General features: G+C 74.9%; 19 protein-coding genes. 11 read left to right on the top strand and 8 right to left on the bottom strand.

The window, feature by feature from the left end:
• Window positions 1-32 precede the first annotated feature (32 nt).
• Window positions 33-377, top strand: a complete 345-nt coding sequence (locus tag ACFVXG_RS18300; protein ID WP_350502847.1) for a metalloregulator ArsR/SmtB family transcription factor — start codon at window positions 33-35, stop codon at window positions 375-377.
• Window positions 378-455: 78 nt separating this feature from the next.
• Window positions 456-623: a DUF6126 family protein gene (locus tag ACFVXG_RS18295; protein WP_387928704.1), complete on the top strand. Its 168-nt coding sequence runs from the start codon at window positions 456-458 to the stop codon at window positions 621-623.
• Between the two features lie 29 nt (window positions 624-652).
• On the opposite strand, the gene ACFVXG_RS18290 is transcribed toward ACFVXG_RS18295, so the two are convergent.
• Window positions 653-3,178 (bottom strand): cytochrome P450, encoded by a 2,526-nt coding sequence (locus ACFVXG_RS18290; protein ID WP_387928702.1) that lies wholly within the window; start codon window positions 3,176-3,178, stop codon window positions 653-655.
• A 610-nt stretch (window positions 3,179-3,788) separates the two neighbouring features.
• On the opposite strand from ACFVXG_RS18290, the gene ACFVXG_RS18285 reads away from it, so the two are divergent.
• From ACFVXG_RS18285 to galE, 4 genes are all read left to right on the top strand, one after another.
• The gene (locus tag ACFVXG_RS18285) at window positions 3,789-4,229 is read left to right on the top strand and encodes a hypothetical protein (RefSeq protein WP_387928700.1); all 441 of its coding nucleotides are present in this window, start codon (window positions 3,789-3,791) and stop codon (window positions 4,227-4,229) included.
• Window positions 4,230-4,629: 400 nt separating this feature from the next.
• Entirely contained in the window at window positions 4,630-6,852 is a 2,223-nt protein-coding gene (locus ACFVXG_RS18280; protein WP_387928698.1) for an RICIN domain-containing protein, read from the top strand.
• 145 nt (window positions 6,853-6,997) lie between these two features.
• Window positions 6,998-7,654, top strand: a complete 657-nt coding sequence (locus tag ACFVXG_RS18275; protein ID WP_387928696.1) for a hypothetical protein — start codon at window positions 6,998-7,000, stop codon at window positions 7,652-7,654.
• A 136-nt stretch (window positions 7,655-7,790) separates the two neighbouring features.
• Complete coding sequence (galE, locus tag ACFVXG_RS18270) at window positions 7,791-8,807, top strand: UDP-glucose 4-epimerase GalE (protein WP_387928695.1); 1,017 nt, start codon at window positions 7,791-7,793, stop codon at window positions 8,805-8,807.
• A 20-nt stretch (window positions 8,808-8,827) separates the two neighbouring features.
• Here the strand turns inward: galE and ACFVXG_RS18265 are convergent, their stop codons facing one another.
• Both ACFVXG_RS18265 and ACFVXG_RS18260 read right to left on the bottom strand, forming a co-directional pair.
• Window positions 8,828-9,520 carry a lytic transglycosylase domain-containing protein gene (locus tag ACFVXG_RS18265; protein WP_387928693.1) on the bottom strand — a complete coding sequence of 231 codons (693 nt, stop codon included), beginning with the start codon at window positions 9,518-9,520 and terminating at the stop codon, window positions 8,828-8,830.
• Between the two features lie 83 nt (window positions 9,521-9,603).
• Window positions 9,604-9,810: an antitoxin gene (locus ACFVXG_RS18260; RefSeq protein ID WP_387928691.1), complete on the bottom strand. Its 207-nt coding sequence runs from the start codon at window positions 9,808-9,810 to the stop codon at window positions 9,604-9,606.
• Between the two features lie 257 nt (window positions 9,811-10,067).
• Here ACFVXG_RS18260 and ACFVXG_RS18255 point away from each other — a divergent pair, with 257 nt between their 5' ends.
• On the top strand, window positions 10,068-10,640 hold the full coding sequence (locus ACFVXG_RS18255) for a DUF6542 domain-containing protein (protein WP_387928689.1): 573 nt from the start codon (window positions 10,068-10,070) through the stop codon (window positions 10,638-10,640).
• On the top strand, window positions 10,633-12,264 hold the full coding sequence (locus ACFVXG_RS18250; RefSeq protein WP_387928687.1) for an LCP family protein: 1,632 nt from the start codon (window positions 10,633-10,635) through the stop codon (window positions 12,262-12,264). Before ACFVXG_RS18255 ends, ACFVXG_RS18250 begins: the two co-directional genes overlap by 8 nt.
• Window positions 12,265-12,349: 85 nt before the next feature.
• Here ACFVXG_RS18250 and ACFVXG_RS18245 read toward each other — a convergent pair whose 3' ends face one another.
• Both ACFVXG_RS18245 and ACFVXG_RS18240 read right to left on the bottom strand, forming a co-directional pair.
• Window positions 12,350-12,907 (bottom strand): hypothetical protein, encoded by a 558-nt coding sequence (locus ACFVXG_RS18245; RefSeq protein ID WP_387928685.1) that lies wholly within the window; start codon window positions 12,905-12,907, stop codon window positions 12,350-12,352.
• A 79-nt stretch (window positions 12,908-12,986) separates the two neighbouring features.
• Window positions 12,987-13,793, bottom strand: a complete 807-nt coding sequence (locus ACFVXG_RS18240; RefSeq protein ID WP_387928683.1) for a nucleotidyltransferase — start codon at window positions 13,791-13,793, stop codon at window positions 12,987-12,989.
• A gap of 113 nt (window positions 13,794-13,906) precedes the next feature.
• Here ACFVXG_RS18240 and ACFVXG_RS18235 point away from each other — a divergent pair, with 113 nt between their 5' ends.
• The gene (locus tag ACFVXG_RS18235) at window positions 13,907-14,344 is read left to right on the top strand and encodes a DUF4259 domain-containing protein (RefSeq protein ID WP_387928681.1); all 438 of its coding nucleotides are present in this window, start codon (window positions 13,907-13,909) and stop codon (window positions 14,342-14,344) included.
• Between the two features lie 7 nt (window positions 14,345-14,351).
• On the opposite strand, the gene ACFVXG_RS18230 is transcribed toward ACFVXG_RS18235, so the two are convergent.
• On the bottom strand, window positions 14,352-15,584 hold the full coding sequence (locus ACFVXG_RS18230) for an MFS transporter (RefSeq protein ID WP_387928680.1): 1,233 nt from the start codon (window positions 15,582-15,584) through the stop codon (window positions 14,352-14,354).
• Between ACFVXG_RS18230 and ACFVXG_RS18225 the strand changes: the two genes are divergently transcribed.
• Entirely contained in the window at window positions 15,529-15,777 is a 249-nt protein-coding gene (locus ACFVXG_RS18225; protein ID WP_387928679.1) for a winged helix-turn-helix transcriptional regulator, read from the top strand. The two genes, ACFVXG_RS18230 and ACFVXG_RS18225, sit on opposite strands and share 56 nt — an antisense overlap.
• An 82-nt stretch (window positions 15,778-15,859) precedes the next feature.
• Here ACFVXG_RS18225 and ACFVXG_RS18220 read toward each other — a convergent pair whose 3' ends face one another.
• Window positions 15,860-17,251, bottom strand: a complete 1,392-nt coding sequence (locus tag ACFVXG_RS18220; RefSeq protein ID WP_387928677.1) for a DUF6777 domain-containing protein — start codon at window positions 17,249-17,251, stop codon at window positions 15,860-15,862.
• A gap of 324 nt (window positions 17,252-17,575) precedes the next feature.
• Here ACFVXG_RS18220 and ACFVXG_RS18215 point away from each other — a divergent pair, with 324 nt between their 5' ends.
• Window positions 17,576-18,922 (top strand): streptophobe family protein, encoded by a 1,347-nt coding sequence (locus ACFVXG_RS18215; protein ID WP_387928675.1) that lies wholly within the window; start codon window positions 17,576-17,578, stop codon window positions 18,920-18,922.
• A gap of 56 nt (window positions 18,923-18,978) precedes the next feature.
• On the opposite strand, the gene ACFVXG_RS18210 is transcribed toward ACFVXG_RS18215, so the two are convergent.
• Window positions 18,979-19,353 (bottom strand): DUF1304 family protein, encoded by a 375-nt coding sequence (locus ACFVXG_RS18210; RefSeq protein ID WP_350502864.1) that lies wholly within the window; start codon window positions 19,351-19,353, stop codon window positions 18,979-18,981.
• Between the last annotated feature and the right edge of the window lie 2 nt (window positions 19,354-19,355).

The following is a 19,355-nucleotide window of genomic DNA, read 5'->3' as shown; positions in this document are numbered from 1 at the left end:
CCACCGAGCCGGATCGAGGGAGGGAACGGGCCATGCCGGTCCCGCTGTACCAGGCCAAGGCGGAGTTCTTCCGCACCCTCGGCCACCCGGTCCGGATCCGGGTGCTGGAACTGCTCCAGGACGGCCCCCGGCCGGTGCGCGAGCTGCTGGCGGAGATCGAGATCGAGCCGTCCAACCTCTCCCAGCAGCTCGCGGTGCTGCGCCGCACCCAGCTGGTCACGGCCACCCGTGAGGGCAACACGGTGGTGTACGCGCTCAGCACCCCGGACGTCGCCGAGCTGCTGCGCGCGGCGCGGCGGATCCTGACCGAGTTGATCACCGACCAGGGCGCGCTGCTCACCGAGCTGCGCGCCGCCGGCGGCCGGTCGCCCCGCTGAGCCAGCAGTCGGCAGTCAGCAGCCTGGAGGTTCGCGCCCACCGGCGGCGACCGTGACCGACCCGAGGAGAGCAGTTCCATGAGTGACAGCACCGGCGCTGCCGACAGCACCCGCACTGCCGACGGCACCAGCGAGGAGAAGCGCCGCCGCAAGGCGATGCTGATCCGCGCGGGGATCTACATCTTCGCCACCCATCTGTTCGCGGGCTTCGTCCTGCTGCTGTTCGCGCTCGGCGACCGCAAGTAGCACGGCCGCCCGGTCGTCGGCGGCGCGCCTTAGCGGCCCCGGTCGCCCGGCACCAGGTAGCGGTCGCTGGTGCTGGTCCAGGCCTGCACGCCGGCGACCAGCTCCCGGGTGCCGTCCAGGTACCAGCGCCCCGCCGGGTGGCGTCGGCCCAGCTCGCGGCAGAGCTGCTCGTTCTCCCGGCGCAGCGCGGTGACCCGGGTGCGCACCGCGCGGACGGCCCGGCTGCGGGTGCAGCCGCGAACCCGTTGCAGGGTGAGGACGGTGTTGAAGGCGGCGGCGCTCTGCCGCTCCTCGCGCTCCAGCGAGTAGAGGTCGTTGATCAGCGTGGCGGCGTCGGCGGTGTTGGCGCGCAGGCGGTGCAGTGCGGGCTCCGCGTGCAGGGCGGCGGGGGCGTCGGCGCCGTGGACCCGTTCCAGTATGTTCATGAACGGGTAGAGACAGCTGCCGTGGCGGCGCAGCCGCATGGTGTCGGCGAGGCCGAGTCCGAGGGCGGGGACGGTGCCGCGGGCGCGGTGTTCGGCCTCGGCGGGGAAGGTGGCCAGGCAGGCGTGCCACTCGCGGGCCGCCCTGGCGCGCCAGGCGGGGGAGGTCGACCGGCTCTGCCGGTCCCACAGTTCCTGCCAGGCGGTGACGAGCCGGTCGCCCGGGGGCTCGGGGCGGGCGTCGCCGTTGAGGGCGGAGATCAGCGGGTCGACCAGGGCGTGGGCCTCGGCGGGTCGGCGGCCGGGCGGGCCGTCGAAGCGGTCGTCCAGGACGGTGAACCAGCCCAGCATGTCCACCAGCAGGTCCAGTTCGGTGCCGCGGGCGCGCGGGAAGGCGTGGCCGATCAGCTCGTGCAGGGCGTAGGCCCGGTAGCCGGGGAGCTCGGTCGGGGCGAGCAGGCCGTGGCGGACCGCCCAGTCGGCGTGCCGGTCGGCGGCGGCGCGCAGTTCGGCGGACGGGCGCGGCAGCGGTACGGCGGCAGGGGTGCCCGGACCGGCCGCGGTGCCCGGACCGGCCGCGGCGCCGGTGAACGGGCAGCCCGCCGGGCGCGGCCGGTCCGCCCGGGTCGGCGCGGGGACCTTCCCGATGGCGGCCCCCTCCTGCATGTCACGTACGGCCGCGGCCGCGACCCCGTCCGTGCGCGGTGCCAGCCGGACCCGCAGTCCGTGGGCCTGGACGGTGGTCCACACCACCTCCCGGGCCCGCGCCCCCGGGACGGCCGCCGGCCGCCAGCGGCGCAGGATGGCGGCGGCCGCGACGGTCAGTTCGGCCCAGGCGAAGGCCTCGCCGATGCACTTGTGCTTGCCCGCCCCGAAGGGCAGGAAGGAGGGCCGTCCGAGTCCGCCGCCGTCCTGCCAGCGTTCGGGCCGGAAGCTCAGCGGCTCGTCGTAGCGCACCGGGTCGCGGTGCAGCGCCGTGAGGCTGTACAGCAGTTCGGTGCCGGCCGGGATCCGGTAGGGGCCGAGGTCGACCGGTACCCCGGCGGTGCGCATCAGGAAGGCGTTGGGCGCGTGCAGCCGCACCACCTCCTGGGTGACGGCGCGGGTGTACGTGAGCCGGGCGAGCGCCTCGGGGGTGGGGGTGGTGCCGGCGGGCAGGTGCTCGTCCAGTTCGGCGAGGACGCGGGCCTCCACCTCGGGGTGGCGCAGCAGTTCGTCGAGCAGCCAGGTGAGCGTGGTGGAGACGGTCTCGGTGCCGGCGCCGAACATGGTGATGGCCTCGGAGCGGACGTCCGCCTCGGTGAGTGGACGGCCGGTGGCCGGGTCGGTGGCGGCGCGCAGCAGGGCGGGCAGGGTGCCGCCGCGCTCGTTCGAACGGGCTTGTCCGGGACGGCCGTTGACGGCCTGGTCGACCACCCGGTTGAGCACTCGGACGGCGGCGTCGAAGCGCCGGTTGACGGGCAGCGGGAGCCGGGCGAGGGCCGGGTGGGGGTAGAGGGACTGGACGATCTGGCCCTTCACCAGGTCCGGCAGGGCCCGGTGGAAGGCGAGGGTGGCGTCTGCGGTGAGTCGGGCGCCGAACAGCGAGCGGGTGACGATCTCCAGTGCGAGGTGGTTCATCTCCTTGGCCACGTCGAGGACTTGACCGGGGCGCCAGCGCCCGGCCCGCTCCTCGGTGACCTGGTGCATCACGGCCAGGTACCCGGCCATCCGGTCCGGGCCGAAGGCGGGCTGGATGATCCGGCGGCGGTCGCGGTGGGCCTGCCCCTCGGACATCAGCAGGCCGTCGCCGAAGGCGGTCTTGAGGGTGTCCTGGACGGCGCCGCGCGGGCAGTCGTGGGCGAGGGCGACGAGCAGGGTGTGGACCAGCCGGGCGTCGGTCACCACGCAGACGGTGCGCGGCCCGAGCCGGATGCGGACCACGCCGCCGTGGCGGGCCAGCGAGCCGAGGAAACCGAGCGGGTCGCGCAGCAGGGCGGCGGCGTGGCCGAGGCCGGGCAGTGCGCCGGGGGCGAACGGGGGGACTGCGGCGCGGGGGGCGGGTGCGGCGGGTGGTGTGGCGGGTGGCGTGGGTCTCGGGGGGACGATTCGTTTCTGTGTCTCCGCCAGCAGGGCATTGGTCGGCAGGGCCATGACACTTCCTCTCACCAGAGGGGCCGGTGCGGCGGTACCGGGGGAGGGCACCGGCGGGCCGGCCGGGTGGCGGGGTCCGGCGAATGCGAACCCCGCGTACGCCAGGGGGCAGAGGGCGCACGCCATGGGAAACGCGCCGGTCCGGCGGGCGTTGCGTCGAACGTGCTCCTATCACTCCAACGGACGATCATCGCGACCCCCTCCGGCGGGTCCGCCCGACCGGCGCCGACGACGGCCTGCAGTACCGATCTGACCTGCGCCGATACCCGGATCCTGGCGGGTCGTGCGGCACCCCGGCGGGAGGGTCTTTGGACCCTCGCCGCACGCCCGCGCGAGGGCCAGCATGGTGTACGGAGAAGGAGGAACCTGATGACCCGTCTGCGCCACCGGCCCGCCGGCTCGGGCTCACCGGGCGCCCGTTCGTCTGCCGCACCGGCCCCGACGACGGTCGGTCCCGGGTGCTCCACCGCCGCTACGACGGCCACTACGGCCTGATAGCGCCGGTAGCGGACGGCCGCGGCGGGGCAGGAACCCCCTCGGCGCGGGACTGATCCGCGAGGCTCCACCACCCTCCGGACTCCACCAACTCCACGACAGGGGAATCGGGACTATGGACTGCGACGACGAGGTCATGCTGACCGTCCGGATCACCGCCGCCGAGCGGGCGCTGCTGCGGGACCTCGCGCGCGGCCACGGCGGCGACCTCTCCGGGGTCGCGGTCGACGGGTTGCTGGAGGTCATCCCCTCGCTGCACGACGACGGTTCGGTGCTGCCGCTGCTGCGGGTCCTGGCCCGGCCCGCGCCCTTCGCCGTCACCCTGTGGCTGCCCGCCCCGGTCGCGGACCTGCTGCCGCTGCTCGGCGAGCGGCTGGTGCGCACCGGTGGGCCGGCGGCGGGCCCGGCCAGCGCCGCGCTCTCCGCCGCGCTGCGGCTGTGGCTCGCCGGGGACCGCGCGGTGCTCGCTGCCGGGCTGGCCCGGTTGCACGGCGGCTGCGGCCCGCTGCCGGAGTCGGCGGACGGTGGCGCGGGCCGGGTCAGAGTCGCGGCCTGAGGAGTGGAGTGAATCGTGTGACGGGTCGTCATATCCGTTGCGACGAAGGCGTGTCCGGTTCGCATACTTCCCCTCCCGGGCCGCTGGCCACGGCTTCGCGGGAGGTCTAGCATTCGACACGACCGCCGGGGTCGCAGGCCCCGGGGCTCCGGCCGGGTGGCCGCCACCACCCCTGTGCCGGGGAGCGCGTACCCCCCGAGTGCGCTCCCCGGCACTTCGCCGCCCGCGCGGCGCCCGCCCGCACTCCACGACCTGCCCGCCGGGCCGCCGGCTCGAACGGGTCCGGGAATTTCGCAAGAGGTTTCTGTTATTCCCGATCGCCCCGGCCGCTCTCCCTCGTGTCGGAAGGTCCGAGCCCCTCACCACAGGGCCCGGGCCGTCGCACGAGGAAAGGAACGCGATGGGACACCGGAGCAGCGAACTCCGTCGGCGCAGGCGCCGCAGGCTCACCCGCAGGAGCGCCCTGGTCGCCGTGGCGGTCGCGGCCGGGCTGGTCGCGGGCACCCTGGGGCTGCGCACCGCGCTGGAGCCCGGGGCGATGCGCAGCACCGTCACGGCGGCGGACGCACCGGTCGACGCGGTCGCGGACGACGGCGGGTCGGGGGAGACCGGCACCGCCGAGGGAGCCACCAGGGCGCCCGCCCCGAAGCGGGACGAGAAGGCGGCCGCGCCCAAGGCGATACCCAAGGACCAGCCCGACCGCGGCCTGGTCTACGCGGGGTTGAACCTGCCGACCAGCGACCGCTGCGGCAACATGCTGGAGGTCACCGGCAGCGCCCAGTGCAGCCACGGCCCGGACGCGCCGCCCAAGGAGGTGGACATCCACAAGGACGTCCCCCCGGTCGCCGCCCCGGCCGCCCAGGCGCCCGCGCTCACCCCGCCGTCCGCTGCCCAGCCGCCCGCCGCCGCCGACCTGTTGAAGGGCGCGGCGCCCGTCCTCGACGCCGCCCAGAAGGCGCTGCTCGGCGACGCCGGTGCGAACGCCGCCCCGCAGGACGCCGCGGCCCCCGCGGCCGGAGCGGCCGCCGGATCGGGCCTGGTCTGCGAGGGTGACGGCAGCAGCGGCAACCGCGTCCAGGTGGTGTACGTGCACACCCCGGGCAACGACCGGTTCGCCCAGTACCTGCCCTCGTTCAAGAAGTGGGCCGCGGACGTCGACGTCATCTACAACGCCAGCGCCGCGGAGACCGGCGGGGTGCGGCACGTCCGCTTCGTCACCGAACCCGACTGCACCGCTTCGGTGTTGAACGTCCAGATCTCCGACTCCGAGATCCAGGACTTCAACGCGAGCAACCGCGCCCTGGCCGCACAGGGGTTCAACCGCAAGGACCGCAAGTACATGATGTTCACCGACGCCAAGGTGTACTGCGGGATCGGCACCTTCGCCGGCGACGAGCGCTCCGGGCAGGACAACCTGAGCAACTTCGGCCCCTCGTACGGCCGGACCGACTCGGGCTGCTGGGGCGGGCACACCGCCGCGCACGAACTCGGGCACAACCTGGGCGCGGTGAACAACAGCGCGCCCAACTCCAGCAAGGCCGGGCACTGCACCGACACCTGGGACCTGATGTGCTACTCGGACGCCCCCTACTACCCGAAGATGCGGGTCGTCTGCCCGGACCGCGCGCATGACGACCGGCTCGACTGCGGCCACGACGACTACTACAACACCGCGCCCGCGCCCGGCAGTTACCTGGCCACGCACTGGAACGTCGCCAACAACCGCTTCCTCATCGCGGGCAACGGCAACGGCGGTGGCGGCGGCACCGGTCCGAACCCCACCCCCACCCCCACCCCCACTCCGACCCCGACCTCGGGGCCGACGCCTACGGGCACGCCCACCCGGACGCCCTCGCCGTCCCCGACGCCCACCGGCAGCCCCACCGCCACGCCCACCGGCTCCCCCTCGCCGACCGCGACCCCGACCACGGGCAGCACCAGCCCTGAGGTGACGGTCAGTCAGATCACCCAGAACTCGGTCATGCTGAGCTGGAACCCCGTCCCGTCGGCCGCCGGCTACGACGTCCAGCTGAACGGCCAGACCATCGGCACCGTCCGCTCGACCGTGGTCGGCCTGGTCCGGCTGGCCCCCGGTACCGGTTACACCGTGGCCGTCGCCGTCCGCGACGCCGCCGGAGCGGTCGGCAAGCCCGGCCGCGCGGCGAGCTTCCACACCCTCGCCGACGCCGGTCGCCCGCAGCCCGGCACCCGCTACACCATGGTCAACGGCCTCACCGGCCAGGCGGCCGACCTGTGGGGCAGCTCGATGAACGACGGCACCGTGGCGATCGGCTACCAGCGCACCGGCTACGCCAACCAGAAGTGGCAGTTCGAGGACGCCGGCCAGGGCGCCGTGCGGATCAAGTCCGCGCGCTCCGGCAAGTGCCTGCAACTCGGCGGCACCCCGGTCGCCGGACAGTACCTGGCGCAGCAGCCGTGCTCCGACGCCGCCGCGCAGAAGTGGCAACTCACCGCCACCGACGGCGGGTTCACCCTGACGGCGGACGGTTCCGGCCTGGTGCTCGGGCTCAGCGACCGTTGGTACTACGGTGGTTGGCTGCTGGAGTTGCAGCAGCCGAACGGCCGGCCGTACCAGAACTGGTCGCTGCTGAAGACCTCGTAGGCCCGCGCCGCCACACCTTGTAGGACCCGCACCATTTCGCACCATCCCGCACCGCGGGTGCGGCCGCCACCCCCCCGGTGGCGGCCGCGCCCGGCGCGCCACCCGCTCCACCGACCCTCACCCCACCGCCCGAGGACCGCCCGACATGCGAACCCGTACCCGCCCGCTGCTCGCCCCGCTCGCCCTCGCCGCCGTCGCCGTCCTGCCCGCCGCCGCACCCGCCGCCGCCCACGGCGACACCGTCCACCTGGACGTGGCGGGCCAGCAGAACGGCCGGGTCGACACCGTCGCCACCTGGGAGAACGACCACGACCCGGTCACCGAGGAGTTCGCCGGCACGCTCTCCGCGACCGCCGCCGACGGCCGGACCGTCGGCCCCTGGCGGCTGGTCGCCGTACCGGGCCGGCCCGGCAGCTACACCACCCGGGAGCTGCTGCCCGCCGGGCACTGGAAGGTCGCCGTCGACTGCGCCTTCCCCTCACTGGGCCACGGCGAGCGCGAACTTGACGTCGAGGCGGCGGCGATCAGCGACCCGGCGCCGGTGGACGCGGCCGCCCAGGCCACCGCCACGCCCACCACCGCCACGCCCACCGCCGCCCCGGCCTCCGTCGGCCCGACCGCCGCCCCGGCCTCCGAAACGCCCACCGCCGGCCCGACCGTGGTGGCCGCCGCGGCCACCGCCGCCGGGCCCGCCCACGGGAGCACCGACGACGCCACCACCTGGGCCGCCATCGGCACCGCCAGCGCGGCCGTGCTGCTGGTCGGCACCGGTTTCTGGCTGCGCGGCCGCACCCGCCGCTGACGGACCGGCCGTCGGCGGTCGGCGACCCGGTGATCCACGACGCGTGGCGAACCGGGAACCGGCCGCGCACGAATCACGTCCCACCGGTCACCGGGCGTCACGGGACGTCCGGCCGATCGCAAGGGAGCATCCGCGCATGAGGAAGGTCCTGATCACCGGCGGCGCCGGCTTCATCGGCAGCACGGTGGCCTCGGTCCTGCTCGACCGGGGCATCACCCCGGTCGTCCTGGACGACCTGTCCAAGGGCCGCGCCGAGTTCGTGGAGAACCGCGTCTTCTACGGGGGCGACATCGCTGACGCCGCCCTGCTGGAGCGGATCTTCACCGAGCACCCGGACATCGACGCCACCGTGCACTGCGCGGCCAGGATCGTCGTCCCGGAGTCGGTCGCCAAGCCGCTGTTCTACTACCGGGAGAACGTCGCCAAGACCGTCGAGCTGCTCGACGCCCTGCAGCGCCACGGCTGCACCCGGGTGGTGTTCAGCAGTTCCGCCTCGATCTACGCGCCCACCCCGGACGGCCGGGTCGACGAGGACTCCGCGGTCGAGGCGAACAGCCCCTACGCGCGCACCAAGCTGATGATGGAGCAGGTGCTCCAGGACTGGACCCGGGGCGAGGGGGCCGAGCGCCAACGGGTCATCGCGCTGCGGTACTTCAACCCGGTGGGCGCCGACCCGCGGCTGCGCACCGGTCTGCAGAACCTCAACCCCAGCCACGCGCTCGGCAAGCTGATCGAGGCCCACACCGAGGGCACCCCGTTCACCGTCACCGGCGTCGACTGGCCGACCCGGGACGGCTCCGGCATCCGCGACTACGTCCACGTGCAGGACCTCGCGGAGGCCCACGTCGCGGCGCTGCTCCGGTTCGACGAGGTGATCGCCCCCGACGCCGCCGACCGCTACCGGGCGATCAACGTCGGTACCGGCGAGGGCACCACCGTCCGCGAGCTGGTCGCCGCCTTCGAGCAGGCCGTCGGCGGCAAGCTGGACGTCCGCGAGGCCGGTCCGCGCCCGGGCGACGTGATCGGCTGCTACGCCTCCGTGGACAACGCCCGCGAGCTGCTCGGCTGGACGCCGCAGCGCACCCTCGCCGAGGGCGTCTCCGACGCGCTCGCCTGGCGCGCCAAGTGGGCCGCCCAGCTCGGCGCCAGCTGACCCCCGCCCGACGGCCACTTCTACTTCACGGCCTCGCCGGACTTCGCCCAGTTGTCGTGCAGGCGGTCCAGGTAGGACTGCGCCTGCGGGCCGATCTTGACGCCCCGCGCGAAGGCGAGCATGTTGCCCGCCCCAGCGTTGTAGCCGAGGGCGAGCAGCTCGTCCTTGTTCAGTGGGGCGCTCACCTTGGCGGGGAGTTGTCCGGCGAGGTCGTGGAGGTGCCAGGCGGCCGCCTGGACGGCCAGGTTGCGGTCGTCCGGCAGCTCCTCCCAGCGGCGGGAGGCGAACGGGCGGCCGGGCTTGGTGTCGTCGAAGGCGGCCCGGTGCATGTTGGCGATGCCGAAGGAGGCGTCCGGCTTGCCGCGCTGCCAGGCCCGTTCGAAGTCGGGGTCGTGCGGCTTGTACGCCTCGTTGTAGAGGATCGCCATCAGCAGCTGGGGGTTGACCCCGGCCTCGGCGGCGTACTGGCGCACCGGCGCCGCGTAGTCGGCGGGTTCGTAGCGGCCGGAGGGCTTCGACGGGGACCCGCCGGGTGCCGAGGGGGAGGCGCCGGAAGTCGACGGGGAGGCGGCCGAGGACGGTGAGCCGGCGGGCGCCGCCGAGGTGGCCCCGGTCTCGTGGCCGCCGCTGCGGACGATCCCCCACCCGGCCGCCGCCAGGACGGCGATCACGATCCAGCGCCCCCAGCGCGGCCCCTTCTGCTCCTCGCCCACCGCTGCCGACCCCTCCCCGTTCGCCCGTCACCCAGTTCGACCGTCGTACGGTCGGCCGTGCCTCGCGGGAGGCCCGGCCGGCCCTATTCGGCGGGCTTCCCGGCCCCGTCGAGGTTGCGCAGGAAGTCCTTCGCCTTCTCGACACCGGTGTCGATCTGCCCGCTGTACTTGCCGTCCGTACGGTCGTCGATCACGTCGCCGACCTTCTCCAGGCCCTGCCCGAGCACGTCGCTGTGCTCGCGGGCGAGGTCGGTGGCCTTGTCCGCGATGTTCTTAAGACTTTCAAACATGGTGACGCTCTACTCCTCTTATGCGTTCCTGTTGGTGTGCCGACGTGGCGGGGATCATGGTCATCCTAACGAGGGCCTGCCGTGCGGTCCGCCGCTGCCGAACGGCGGCGGGTGACTTTGCTGAAATGGGTTTGTATGCTCCACATCAGCCTCTACAGGCCTGTAGACGGTGGGTGTTGCCGCAGGACGGATGGCGTCCCGGCACGAGGGGTGGCGTGGTCGCGTCGCCGCAGCCGAAACGATCGAGGGAAGTGCGCATGGCCGGCCAGCGGGCGAGAACGCCGTACCAGGACGCGGGACCTCGCACCGAGGACGCCGCCGTGCCCGCCCAGCGCTCCCGCGCGGCCGACGGCGAGCCCGACGCGCCGCGGGAGGCCCGCGCCCAGCGTGCCGGGGCCTCGCGCCGCCGCCAGCAGGCCCGTCGGCGCGGCGGACTGGTCGCGGCGCTCGCCGCGGTCGGGCTGCCGCTGCTCGGCGGGATCGCCGACGAACTGGGCGGCCCCGGCGTCGGCATCCTCTTCGCGGTCGGCGCGGTGCTCGGCACCGGCATCGCGGCGGTGCTGTGCAGCCGGTCCGGGCGCTGGTGGGTGGTGACCGCCGCCCCCGTGGTGGTGCTGCTCACGGCCTCGGGCGTCGAGTACGCGGCCAACCCCGACAAGTACCAGGGCAAGGGCCTGGGCACCGGCGCGGTGCGCTGGGTGGTCGGGGCGTTCCCGGTGATGGCCGAGGCGCTGGCCGTCGCGCTGCTGGTGATCGTGGTGCGGGCGGTGCTGGACCGCCGCAGGCCCCCCCGGGCCGGTGCCCCGAGCGGAAGGGGCCGCCGTGGCTGAGCGCACCGAGCGCCCGCGCGGCCGGGCCCCGCGCCGTGCCCCCGCCGCACGCCGGGCCCCCGCCCCGCGTCGGGGCCCCGCCCCGCTGACCGTGGCCGGCCGCAGCCTGGCCTGCGCCGTCTCGGTCGCCGTGCTCGGCGCCAGCGGCTTCACCTGGTACGAGTACCGCAGCCTGGACGACGGCATGATCAAGTCCGGTGCGCTGAACGAGGCGAAGAAGAACGCCCCGCCGCACCTGGACAAGTCCGTCAACCTGCTGCTGATCGGCCTGGACAGCCGCAAGGACATGGACGGCAACGACCTGCCCAAGCAGTTCGTCGAGGACGAACTCCACGCCGGCTCCAGCGAGATCGGCGGCTACAACACCAACGCCCTGATCGTGCTGCACATCCCGGCCAACGGCGGGAAGGTCACCGCGCTGTCGGTCCCGCGCGACGACTACGTGCAGACCGTCGGCGCCGACGGCAAGATGCACAAGATCAAGGAGGCCTACGGCATCGCCAAGGAGGCCGCCGAGTCGAAGCTCGCCGGCAAGGGCCTGTCCAAGGCGGAGCTGGAGCGACAGAGCCGGGAGGCGGGCCGCTCGGCCACGATCCAGACCGTGCAGAGCTTCCTGGACGTCCCGATCGACCACTTCGCCGAGGTCAACCTGATCGGTTTCTACGACATCGCCAAGGCGGTCGAACCGATCCAGGTCTGCCTCAACCACCCGGTCGACGATCCGATCATCGCCCGGACCGCCGCGCACGAGGGCGGCGGCACCGGCCTCAAACTGCCCGCCGGGATCAGCTCGCTGGACGCCGCCCAGGCGCTGTCCTTCGTCCGCCAGCGCCACCACCTCACCAACGGCGACCTCGACCGCACCCACCGGCAGCAGGCGTTCATCTCCTCGGTCGAGTACAAGCTCAAGCAGCAGGGCATCCTCAACGACTTCGGACAGATGCAGAAGCTGTTCGGGGTGGTGAAGAAGGACGTCGTGATCGACAACGAGTGGAACATCCTCGACTTCGCCCAGCAGGCGCCCAACCTCACCGGCGGCAACGTCGAGTTCAACACCCTGCCCATCGCCGGGTTCAAGACCATCGGCGGGCAGGAGGTCAACACCGTCAACCCGGACCTGATCAAGAAGATCGTCCGCCAGCTGTTCAACCGCGAGCAGGCACCCGCCGCCCCGGCCGCCGCACCCGGCGACGCCCAAGGCGAGACGGCCCCGCCCGCGCCCTCGCCCAGCGCCGCGCCCAAGTCGGTGGTCGACGTCAACGCGGCGGCGGGCGCGGGAGCCGCCGCCACCGAGTCCAAGGCCCTGGTCGACCTCGGCTACCAGGCCGGCCGGATCGGCGACGCCCCCGCGCGGACCCGCACCACCACCGTGACGTACGGCACCGGCGCCAAGGCCGACGCCCAGGCGGTCGCCGCCCGCTACGGCGTCACCGCCGTACCGTCCCCGGCCGTCCCGGCGGGCCACGTCCTGGTCACCCTCGCCGCCACCCGGACCGCGACCCCCACCCCGGCCGCGCCCTCCTCGGGCGCCCCGGCCCCGACGGACGGCTCCAGCGACCCGGCCGCCGGGCTGCCGATGCAGGGGCCGGCGGTCAAGGCCGGCGGGATCCCCTGCGTCGACTGACCCGCGGTACGAGCGTCCGGCGGGGGCCGCCCGCCGGACGCGTCAGGTGTCGGGCCGGGGCGTGCGTCGGGTCAGCCCCGACCGGTCAGGCCCAACCGGCCGTCCTGAGCACCGCGGAGGCGACAGCCGGGAGCGGCAGGCGGGTGGTGTCGACGGTGAAGTCCGCGACGCCGGCCTGATCGAGGATCCGATGGAGCCCGTCGGCGCGCTCCAGGTGCCAGGGCAGCGACTCGGGGTCGTTGTCGGCTTCGTGCCGGCGCCTGAGCCGGCCGTGCACGACGGGGAGGTCCGCCGTCAGACGGCACACCTGGAGCGGCATGCCGAGGGCGGCCCGGTAGCCGTCGCGCTCGGCCGTGCTCTCGGCCACCCCGGCCAGGACGAACCGGCGCGCCCCGGCGTCCCGGTAGTTGGCGGTCAGGGCGCGCAGGTTGCGCAGCAGCAGAGCGCGGTTGAACGGGTCGCCCTCGGGGGCGGGCCACGCCTGGCGGAGCCGGTCCAGGTCCAGGACCGCGTGCGGCACACCGGCCGCCTGGAGGAGGTCGCCCACAGCGTCGGCGGCCGTGGTCTTGCCGACTCCGACGGTGCCGGTGATCAGCAGGGCACGCGGCTCCGCCCCGTTCGTGTGGTCCTGGTGGTTCAGCACTGCTCGCTCCTCGTCCGACTGCGTCCGGTCTTCGGCTGCTCCGCGCATCTTGGCCCGGGTGCGGGCGGCACGGCGGTCATCATGGGCGCGGAGCCTTCTCGCCGTGGACGGCGGTGTACTCGGCGGCCAGCCAGGGGGCGAGACCGTCGATCAGGACGGCCAGGGTGGCGCGGTCGCTCGTGGGGGTGCGGGCGACGGCTGCGGCCAGGCGCATCCCGTCGGCGCGGTCGGGGTAGTGGGCGGCGAAGGCCTCGGCGGAGGCGGTGAGGTCGCTGGTCCAGCCGTTGCAGCGGGGCATCACCAGGGTGAAGCCGGTGCGGACGAGGCGGCGGGAGACCGAGCGGCTGAGCGCGTGGAGGTCGGCGTCCGAACCGGCGGCGGCCAGCCGCGCGCGCCAGCCCGGGAGGGCGAGCCCGAGGTCGCCGTTGGTCTCGCGGGCGAGCAGGGCGTCCGGGCGGTAGCGGGGGAGTCGCTCGGCGAGGTCCTCGCCGAGCAGCGGGGTGCACAGGCAGGCGACGAACCAGCCCAGGTCGTGCCGCTCCAGCTCGCTGAGCAGCGTGCCGGTGTCGAACAGGAGCACGCCGACGCCGTCGACCTGGGGGAAGTCCGCGTCGAGGGCGGCTTCGAGGGCGCCCGCCGCGCGCCGGTCGTCGGGGGTGGGCGCCCGGTGCAGGGCGAGCAGCAGGTCGAGGTCGGAGACCCCGGGGACGGCCGTGCCGCGCGGGACGCTGCCGTACAGGTACGCGCTGTGCAGCCGGTCGGGGCCGAAGGCGGCGGCGATCCGCTCCCGGGCGGCGTCGACCACCGCGGTGAACTCCGCCGGGACGCGCTCCAATGAGCCCTCCCGCGCGATGTACCCGTCCCCGTCCAGCCCCTGAATGTCCATGGGGCGAACCCTGCCGTACCGTCACGTGGTTGACCAGCGAATTTCCGGGGCCCGGGCGAATTGTCAGTGGGGCGTGCCAGCATCCATTGCACACGAACACGAGGGGAATTCTCATGGGGACTTGGGACATCGGCCATTTCGACAACGACACCGCGGCGGATTTCGCCGGTCGCCTCGACCGCGCCGCGCCGGACGAGCGCGCGGGCCTCGTCCGGGCGGCGCTGGAGCGCGCCAACCGGAGCTCGGGGCACCTGGACGATGACGAGGGCGCGCAGGCCGTCGCGGCGGCGGCGCTGGTCGCCGCCCAGTGCCCGGGTGGCGGGGCGGTGACGACCGCCTACGGTCCCGAGGAGCCGATCGGCCCGCTGCCCGTCGAGCTGCGCCCGCTCGCGGTCGGGGCGCTCGACCGGGCGATGGCGGAGGAGTCGGAGCTGGTCGCACTGTGGGACGAGGCGGGGGCCGGCGAGCTGTGGCGGGAGCGGATACGTGCCCTGCGGGAGATCCTGGCACCGGCGGAGCCGACGGCGGCGGTTACGCCGCCCGGCGTGTGAGGTCGGCTCAACTGCGCTGCGCCGTCAGCCAGTAGACGAGCGCGGCGAGGCTGGTGGCGGCCCCGAGCAGGCAGACGGCGCTCCAGCCGCCGTGGTCGTACACCAGGGTGGAGGCGATCGCGCCCGCTCCGCAGCCGACGGAGTAGAGCAGCATGTAGCCCGCGGTCAGCCGGCTCCGGGCCTCGGGGCGGACTTGGTAGAGGAGGTGCTGGTTGACCACGTGCACGGACTGCAGGCCGTAGTCGATCACGACCACGGCGAGCACCAGCCACCACACCGAGTGCGGCAGCAGCGCGGCCGGGAGCCAGGCGGCGAGCATGGCCACCAGGCCGAGGCCGGCGGTGCGTTCGGCCCGGCCGCGGTCGGCCTGACGGCCCGCGTGCCCGGCACCGAGGGCCCCGGCGGCTCCGGCCAGCCCGAACAGGCCGATCTCGGTGTGGCTGAGCTCGAAGGGCGGGGCGGCGAGCGGCAGGACCATCGGGGTGAGCAGGACGGTGACGGAGGTGAAGGTGAGCAGGGCGAGCACGGCGCGCACGCGCAGCACGCGCTCCTCGGCGAAGAGCGTGAACACCGAGCCGACCAGGCGCGGGTAGCCGATCCGCCCGGCCGGGCGGCGGCGCTCGGGCGGGAGGGCGGCCGCGACGGCGCAGGCCATGGCGCCGGTCGCGACGGCGGAGGCGAGGTAGACGGCGCGCCAGCCGGCGAGGTCGCCGATCGTCCCGGCGACGGTGCGGGCGAGCAGGATGCCGACCACGATCCCGCTGGTGACGGTGCCGACCACCCGGCCCTGGTCGCCCGGTGCGGCGAGCGAGGCGGAGTGGGCGACGACGACCTGGGCGACGACCGCCAGCACCCCGACGGCGGCCATCGCGGCCAGCAGCAGCGGAGCGGAGGGGGCGACGGCGACGGCGAGCAGGGCGAGGACGGAGAGCCCGAGCTGGGCGGTGGTCAGGGCGCGGCGGTCGAGGTGGTCGCCGAGCGGGACGATCAGCAGCAGGCCGAGCGCGTAGCCGGTCTGGGTGAGGGTGCCGACCAGGCCGATGGCGGCCGGGTCGATGCCGTAGTCCCGGGCGATCAGGTCGAGCAGCGGCTGGGAGTAGTAGACGTTGGCGACGGCCAGGCCGCAGGTGACGGAGAGCAGCCAGGCGACGGCCGGTGACAGGCCGCGCGGCGGCCGCGCCGGCGTGTTCGAACTCGCCCCGGCCGCCGACGGCAGCCCGTACCAGGAGTACCTGCTCACCGAGAAGGGCCGCGCGCTGTTCCCGGTGATCACCGCGCTGCGGCAGTGGGGCGACCAGTGGTTCTTCGCCGAGGGCGAGCCCCGGGCCCGGCTGGTCGACCGTGCCTCGGGCGCCCCGGTCGCCCCGGTGGAGGTGCGCTCGGCGGACGGGCGACTGCTCGGCCCGGGCGACGCGAAGGTGCTGCTGCCCTGAGAACGCGCCGCCGCCACCGGCCGACGGACGGACGGTGGCGGCGGGGATCCGGCCCGGGCGCGCGCCCGGGCCGGGGTCGGGGTCAGGGCGTGGCCGCGCTCGGGCAGGGCGGCAGGGTCGACGGCGCCGTGCTCGCGCAGGTCGCCACGGGAGTCCGCGGCGCGGTGCCGGTCGCGCTCGTGGTGCCGGTGCCCGTCGTGCCCGTACCTGTGGTGCCGGCGCCAGTGGTGCCCGCGCCGCTGGACGTGCTTCCGGTCGTGGTCGAGGTCGTCCCCTCGGCCGTTCCGGTGGGGCTCTTGCTGGTCGTGGTGGCCGATTCGCTCGGGCTCTTGGTGGTCGCACTCCCGGTCTCGGAGGACGGCCCGGAGGTGCCCGTCGTCGAGGACGTGCCGGACGGAGTACCCGAGGAGGTGGCTCCCGAGGACGTCGCGCCCGACGTCGTCGCCCCGGAGGAGGTCGCGCCCGAGGACGTGGCTCCCGAGGACGTGGCTCCGGAGGACGTCGCCCCCGAGGAGGTCGCCCCGGAGGTCGTCGCCGAACTCGACCCGGACGACGGGCCGGAGGCCGTCGCCGTCGGCTTGGGCGGCATCCACGGGACCGGCGGCGGGATGCCCGGAGGCATCGGGCCCTTCGGCGGTTCGGCGTGCTTGTCGACCACCTCGATCCGCCCGGTCAGCCGGGAGAACCAGCCGCCCGTCTCGATGTTCACCAGGATGATCTCGGTCACCGGCTGCGGCGCCGGCGTCACCACGATCAGGGTGGTCGGCTCGAAGCCCGTCCACACCTTCCCGGTGTACTTGGCGTTGCTCACCAGCACCGCCGGCTTCAGCGGGTTGCCGCAGGCGCAGCGCACCCGGGGCACGCCCTGGGCGTCCACCAGGACGGCGGTGCCCGCCTGCAGCACGGACTGGTACTCCACCACGGCGCCGCTCTTGTAGCTGTGGTTGGTGATCCGGGTGTCCACCCGCAGGTACGCCGAGGTCAGCGAGCGCAGGTAGGACGGGATCGCCGACTGGTCGATGCCCGCCGCCGAGGCCCAGGCCCGTCCGGCGTCGCCGCTCGACACCATGCCGATCAGCCGCTCGGTGTCGCAGCTGGGCTTGCTCATCGTCCCGCCGTACAGCCCGGCCGAGGTGCCCTGCACGCTGTGCAGGACGGCGGGGGAGCCGCTCTTCGTGGCGCCGCCGGGCTGGGCGGCGCCGCTGGTGGGCGCGGGGGCCGGGGCACTCACGGCCTGGGTTTCCACCGATGGGGTGAACGGGGCCGGCCCGGGGTCGGCCGGAGCCTGCAGGGCGACCTCGTTGGCGGTCGGGACGGCCTCCTTGGTGCCGCCGTGGTTGGTGACGACCAGCACGGTCGCCACCACGGCCGCGACCAGCACGCCCGCCGCCACCCCCAGGCCTTTGCCGGAGCGCCACCACGGCCTGCGCGGGCCGCGCCCGCCGCCCGCGGACGAGCCCGAGGGCGGCGGCACGGACGGCGGTCCGCCCGTGCCGCCACCCGACGGGGGGCCGGCCAGCGGGCCGGACGGGGGCCCGGAGGGCGGGCCCGGGGGCGGCTCGCTCGGCGGACCGGAGGGGGGCGGTTGGGAACTCATCGAGGCTCCGTTTCGCAGGCAGCCGGCGCGAACGGCCGGCACGGGAAGCTCCTGCCACTGGGTTCCATTTCTCCCCCGGTGCCCCGTTCGCCGCAACAGCAGGTGCCCCCGCCGTCGCCGAGCGTGCCCCGCGGCGGTCGGTCACCCTGGGAACGGACCGGGCCGGAACGGACCAGGCCCGTTCGAGCAGAGGGAGGCGGCATGCAGCAGCCCACCACCGGGGCCGGCGGCCCGCCCGGAGCCGTCCGCGGCTGGCTGGACGCGCTCGCCGTGGTACTGGGCGGGCTCGTCGCGATGGCGGCGGTGGCCGCGCTGGGCCTCTGGCTGGCCGGCGCCGCCGACCTCCCGGAGGGCGGCTTCCCGCCGGTGCTCGCCGCGACGCTGGCGCTGGCCGTCGGCGGATCGGTCCAACTCGACGGCGGTGCGGGCCAGTTCGCCGCCGTGGACGCCGGGATCAGCGCGATGCCGCTGAGTGTCTCGCTGGTCGGCGCGGTGGTGATCGCCGAGGTGTTCCTGCGTCAACTGCGCTTCCGTGCCGTCGCCGGAGGCGGTGAGCTGCTGGGCCGGATCGCCCGGACGGTGGTGCTCTGGCTGGTCGCCCTGGTGGTGATCACCGTCACCGCCAAGCACACCTTCGTGATCCCGCTCGGCGGCGGCCTGGCGGAGACCATCGGCGGCGCGCTCGGGCTCACCCCGGAGGTCGGCTTCCACGCGGACGGCCCCACCACCATCGGCATCGGGCTGGCCTGGCTGCTGCTGGTGCTCGCCGCGGTCTTCGCGGTGTCCCGCCGGGCGCCGCTGCCGGGCGGCCTGCTGCGGTACCAACTCGCCGTCCGCCCGGCCGCGTTCGCGCTCTGGACGGTGCTGCTCGGCTATGTCGCGATCGGCGCGGTGGCCGGGGTCGTCACCGCGATCGTGCACGGCAACGCCCGCTCCACCATGGCCGTGCTGCTGCTCGCCCTGCCCGACCTGGTCTGGCTCGCCTTCGGCCTCGGTCTCGGCGCGGTCTGGCACGGCCGACTGGTCGGCGCGCTCGGCCTGCCCGTGCCCGAACCGCTCAGCGCGGTGCTGCGCGCCCCCGGCGGGAAGGAGGCCACCATCGACCTCGGCACCCTGGCCGACCACGACGCGCGCAGTTGGTGGTTGCTGCCGGTGGCCGCCGTGCTGCTGACCGCGGCCGCCTTCCTCGCCGCTCGCCGCTCCCCGCGTCGCGTCCGGCTCTGGCAGCACGCCGTCCGCTTCGCGCTGGCCACCGCCGTCACCGTGCTGCTGGTGGGCCTGTGGACCCGGATGGACGCCGACTACGGGCTCTCCGTGCTGGGCGTCGGCCTCGGCCAGGGCGGGCTGGGGGACCTGCTGGGCTCGCTGCTCGGCGGTGACAACCCGCTGGCGGCGCTGGGCAGCGGCAGCCTGACGCTGCGCCCGGAGCTGTGGACGGCGGTGCCGCTGGCGGCGGGCTGGGGGCTGCTGACCGGGCTGGTCGGGGCGCTGCTGGCGGCGCGGGTGCGGCGCCGCGGGGAGGTCACCGAGGAGACCGCCGGCGGCTGAGCCCGGCCGCCCCGGCCCCAGCCCCGGCCGCCCCAGAGCCTGCGGCCGCCGCGGTCTCAGAGCAGCTCGGCGAGCAGGATGGCCGCCGCCGGGAGCGCCTGGCCGAGCGCGCCGCGCCACAGCTTCGGCTCCGAGACGAACAGGGTGAGCCCGCCGGCCACCATGAAGGCCCCGATGTAGAGGATCACCGGCCGCCCCGACCCGGCGTGCCCGGTGTGCAGCAGGACCAGCCCGGCGACCAGTCCGAGGGCCAGGAACAGGTTGTAGAAGCCGACGTTGAACCGCCACAGCCGGACCTCCGGGGCGTCCGCCGTGCTGCCGGTGAGCAGGTAGCGCACCCGTGGGTGCCCGTACAGGTAGCTCTCCAGCGGCCACACCACGAGGTGGATCGCGGCGGCGAGCATGGCGAAGACCTGGCTCACGGCGTTCATGG

This window comes from Kitasatospora sp. NPDC058162 (assembly GCF_042884005.1).
GTDB lineage: Bacteria > Actinomycetota > Actinomycetes > Streptomycetales > Streptomycetaceae > Kitasatospora.
The sequence above is the reverse complement of the archived record's forward strand: the minus strand, read 5'-3'. Positions and strand labels throughout refer to the sequence as shown.

Coding starts and splice junctions, on each gene's coding strand:
- ACFVXG_RS18300 (WP_350502847.1), top strand. CDS start 33: ATGCCGGTCCCGCTGTACCAGGCCAAGGCGGAGTTCTTCCGCACCCTC.
- ACFVXG_RS18295 (WP_387928704.1), top strand. CDS start 456: ATGAGTGACAGCACCGGCGCTGCCGACAGCACCCGCACTGCCGACGGC.
- ACFVXG_RS18290 (WP_387928702.1), bottom strand. CDS start 3,178: ATGGCCCTGCCGACCAATGCCCTGCTGGCGGAGACACAGAAACGAATC.
- ACFVXG_RS18285 (WP_387928700.1), top strand. CDS start 3,789: ATGGACTGCGACGACGAGGTCATGCTGACCGTCCGGATCACCGCCGCC.
- ACFVXG_RS18280 (WP_387928698.1), top strand. CDS start 4,630: ATGGGACACCGGAGCAGCGAACTCCGTCGGCGCAGGCGCCGCAGGCTC.
- ACFVXG_RS18275 (WP_387928696.1), top strand. CDS start 6,998: ATGCGAACCCGTACCCGCCCGCTGCTCGCCCCGCTCGCCCTCGCCGCC.
- galE (WP_387928695.1), top strand. CDS start 7,791: ATGAGGAAGGTCCTGATCACCGGCGGCGCCGGCTTCATCGGCAGCACG.
- ACFVXG_RS18260 (WP_387928691.1), bottom strand. CDS start 9,810: ATGTTTGAAAGTCTTAAGAACATCGCGGACAAGGCCACCGACCTCGCC.
- ACFVXG_RS18255 (WP_387928689.1), top strand. CDS start 10,068: ATGGCCGGCCAGCGGGCGAGAACGCCGTACCAGGACGCGGGACCTCGC.
- ACFVXG_RS18240 (WP_387928683.1), bottom strand. CDS start 13,793: ATGGACATTCAGGGGCTGGACGGGGACGGGTACATCGCGCGGGAGGGC.
- ACFVXG_RS18235 (WP_387928681.1), top strand. CDS start 13,907: ATGGGGACTTGGGACATCGGCCATTTCGACAACGACACCGCGGCGGAT.
- ACFVXG_RS18215 (WP_387928675.1), top strand. CDS start 17,576: ATGCAGCAGCCCACCACCGGGGCCGGCGGCCCGCCCGGAGCCGTCCGC.
- ACFVXG_RS18210 (WP_350502864.1), bottom strand. CDS start 19,353: ATGAACGCCGTGAGCCAGGTCTTCGCCATGCTCGCCGCCGCGATCCAC.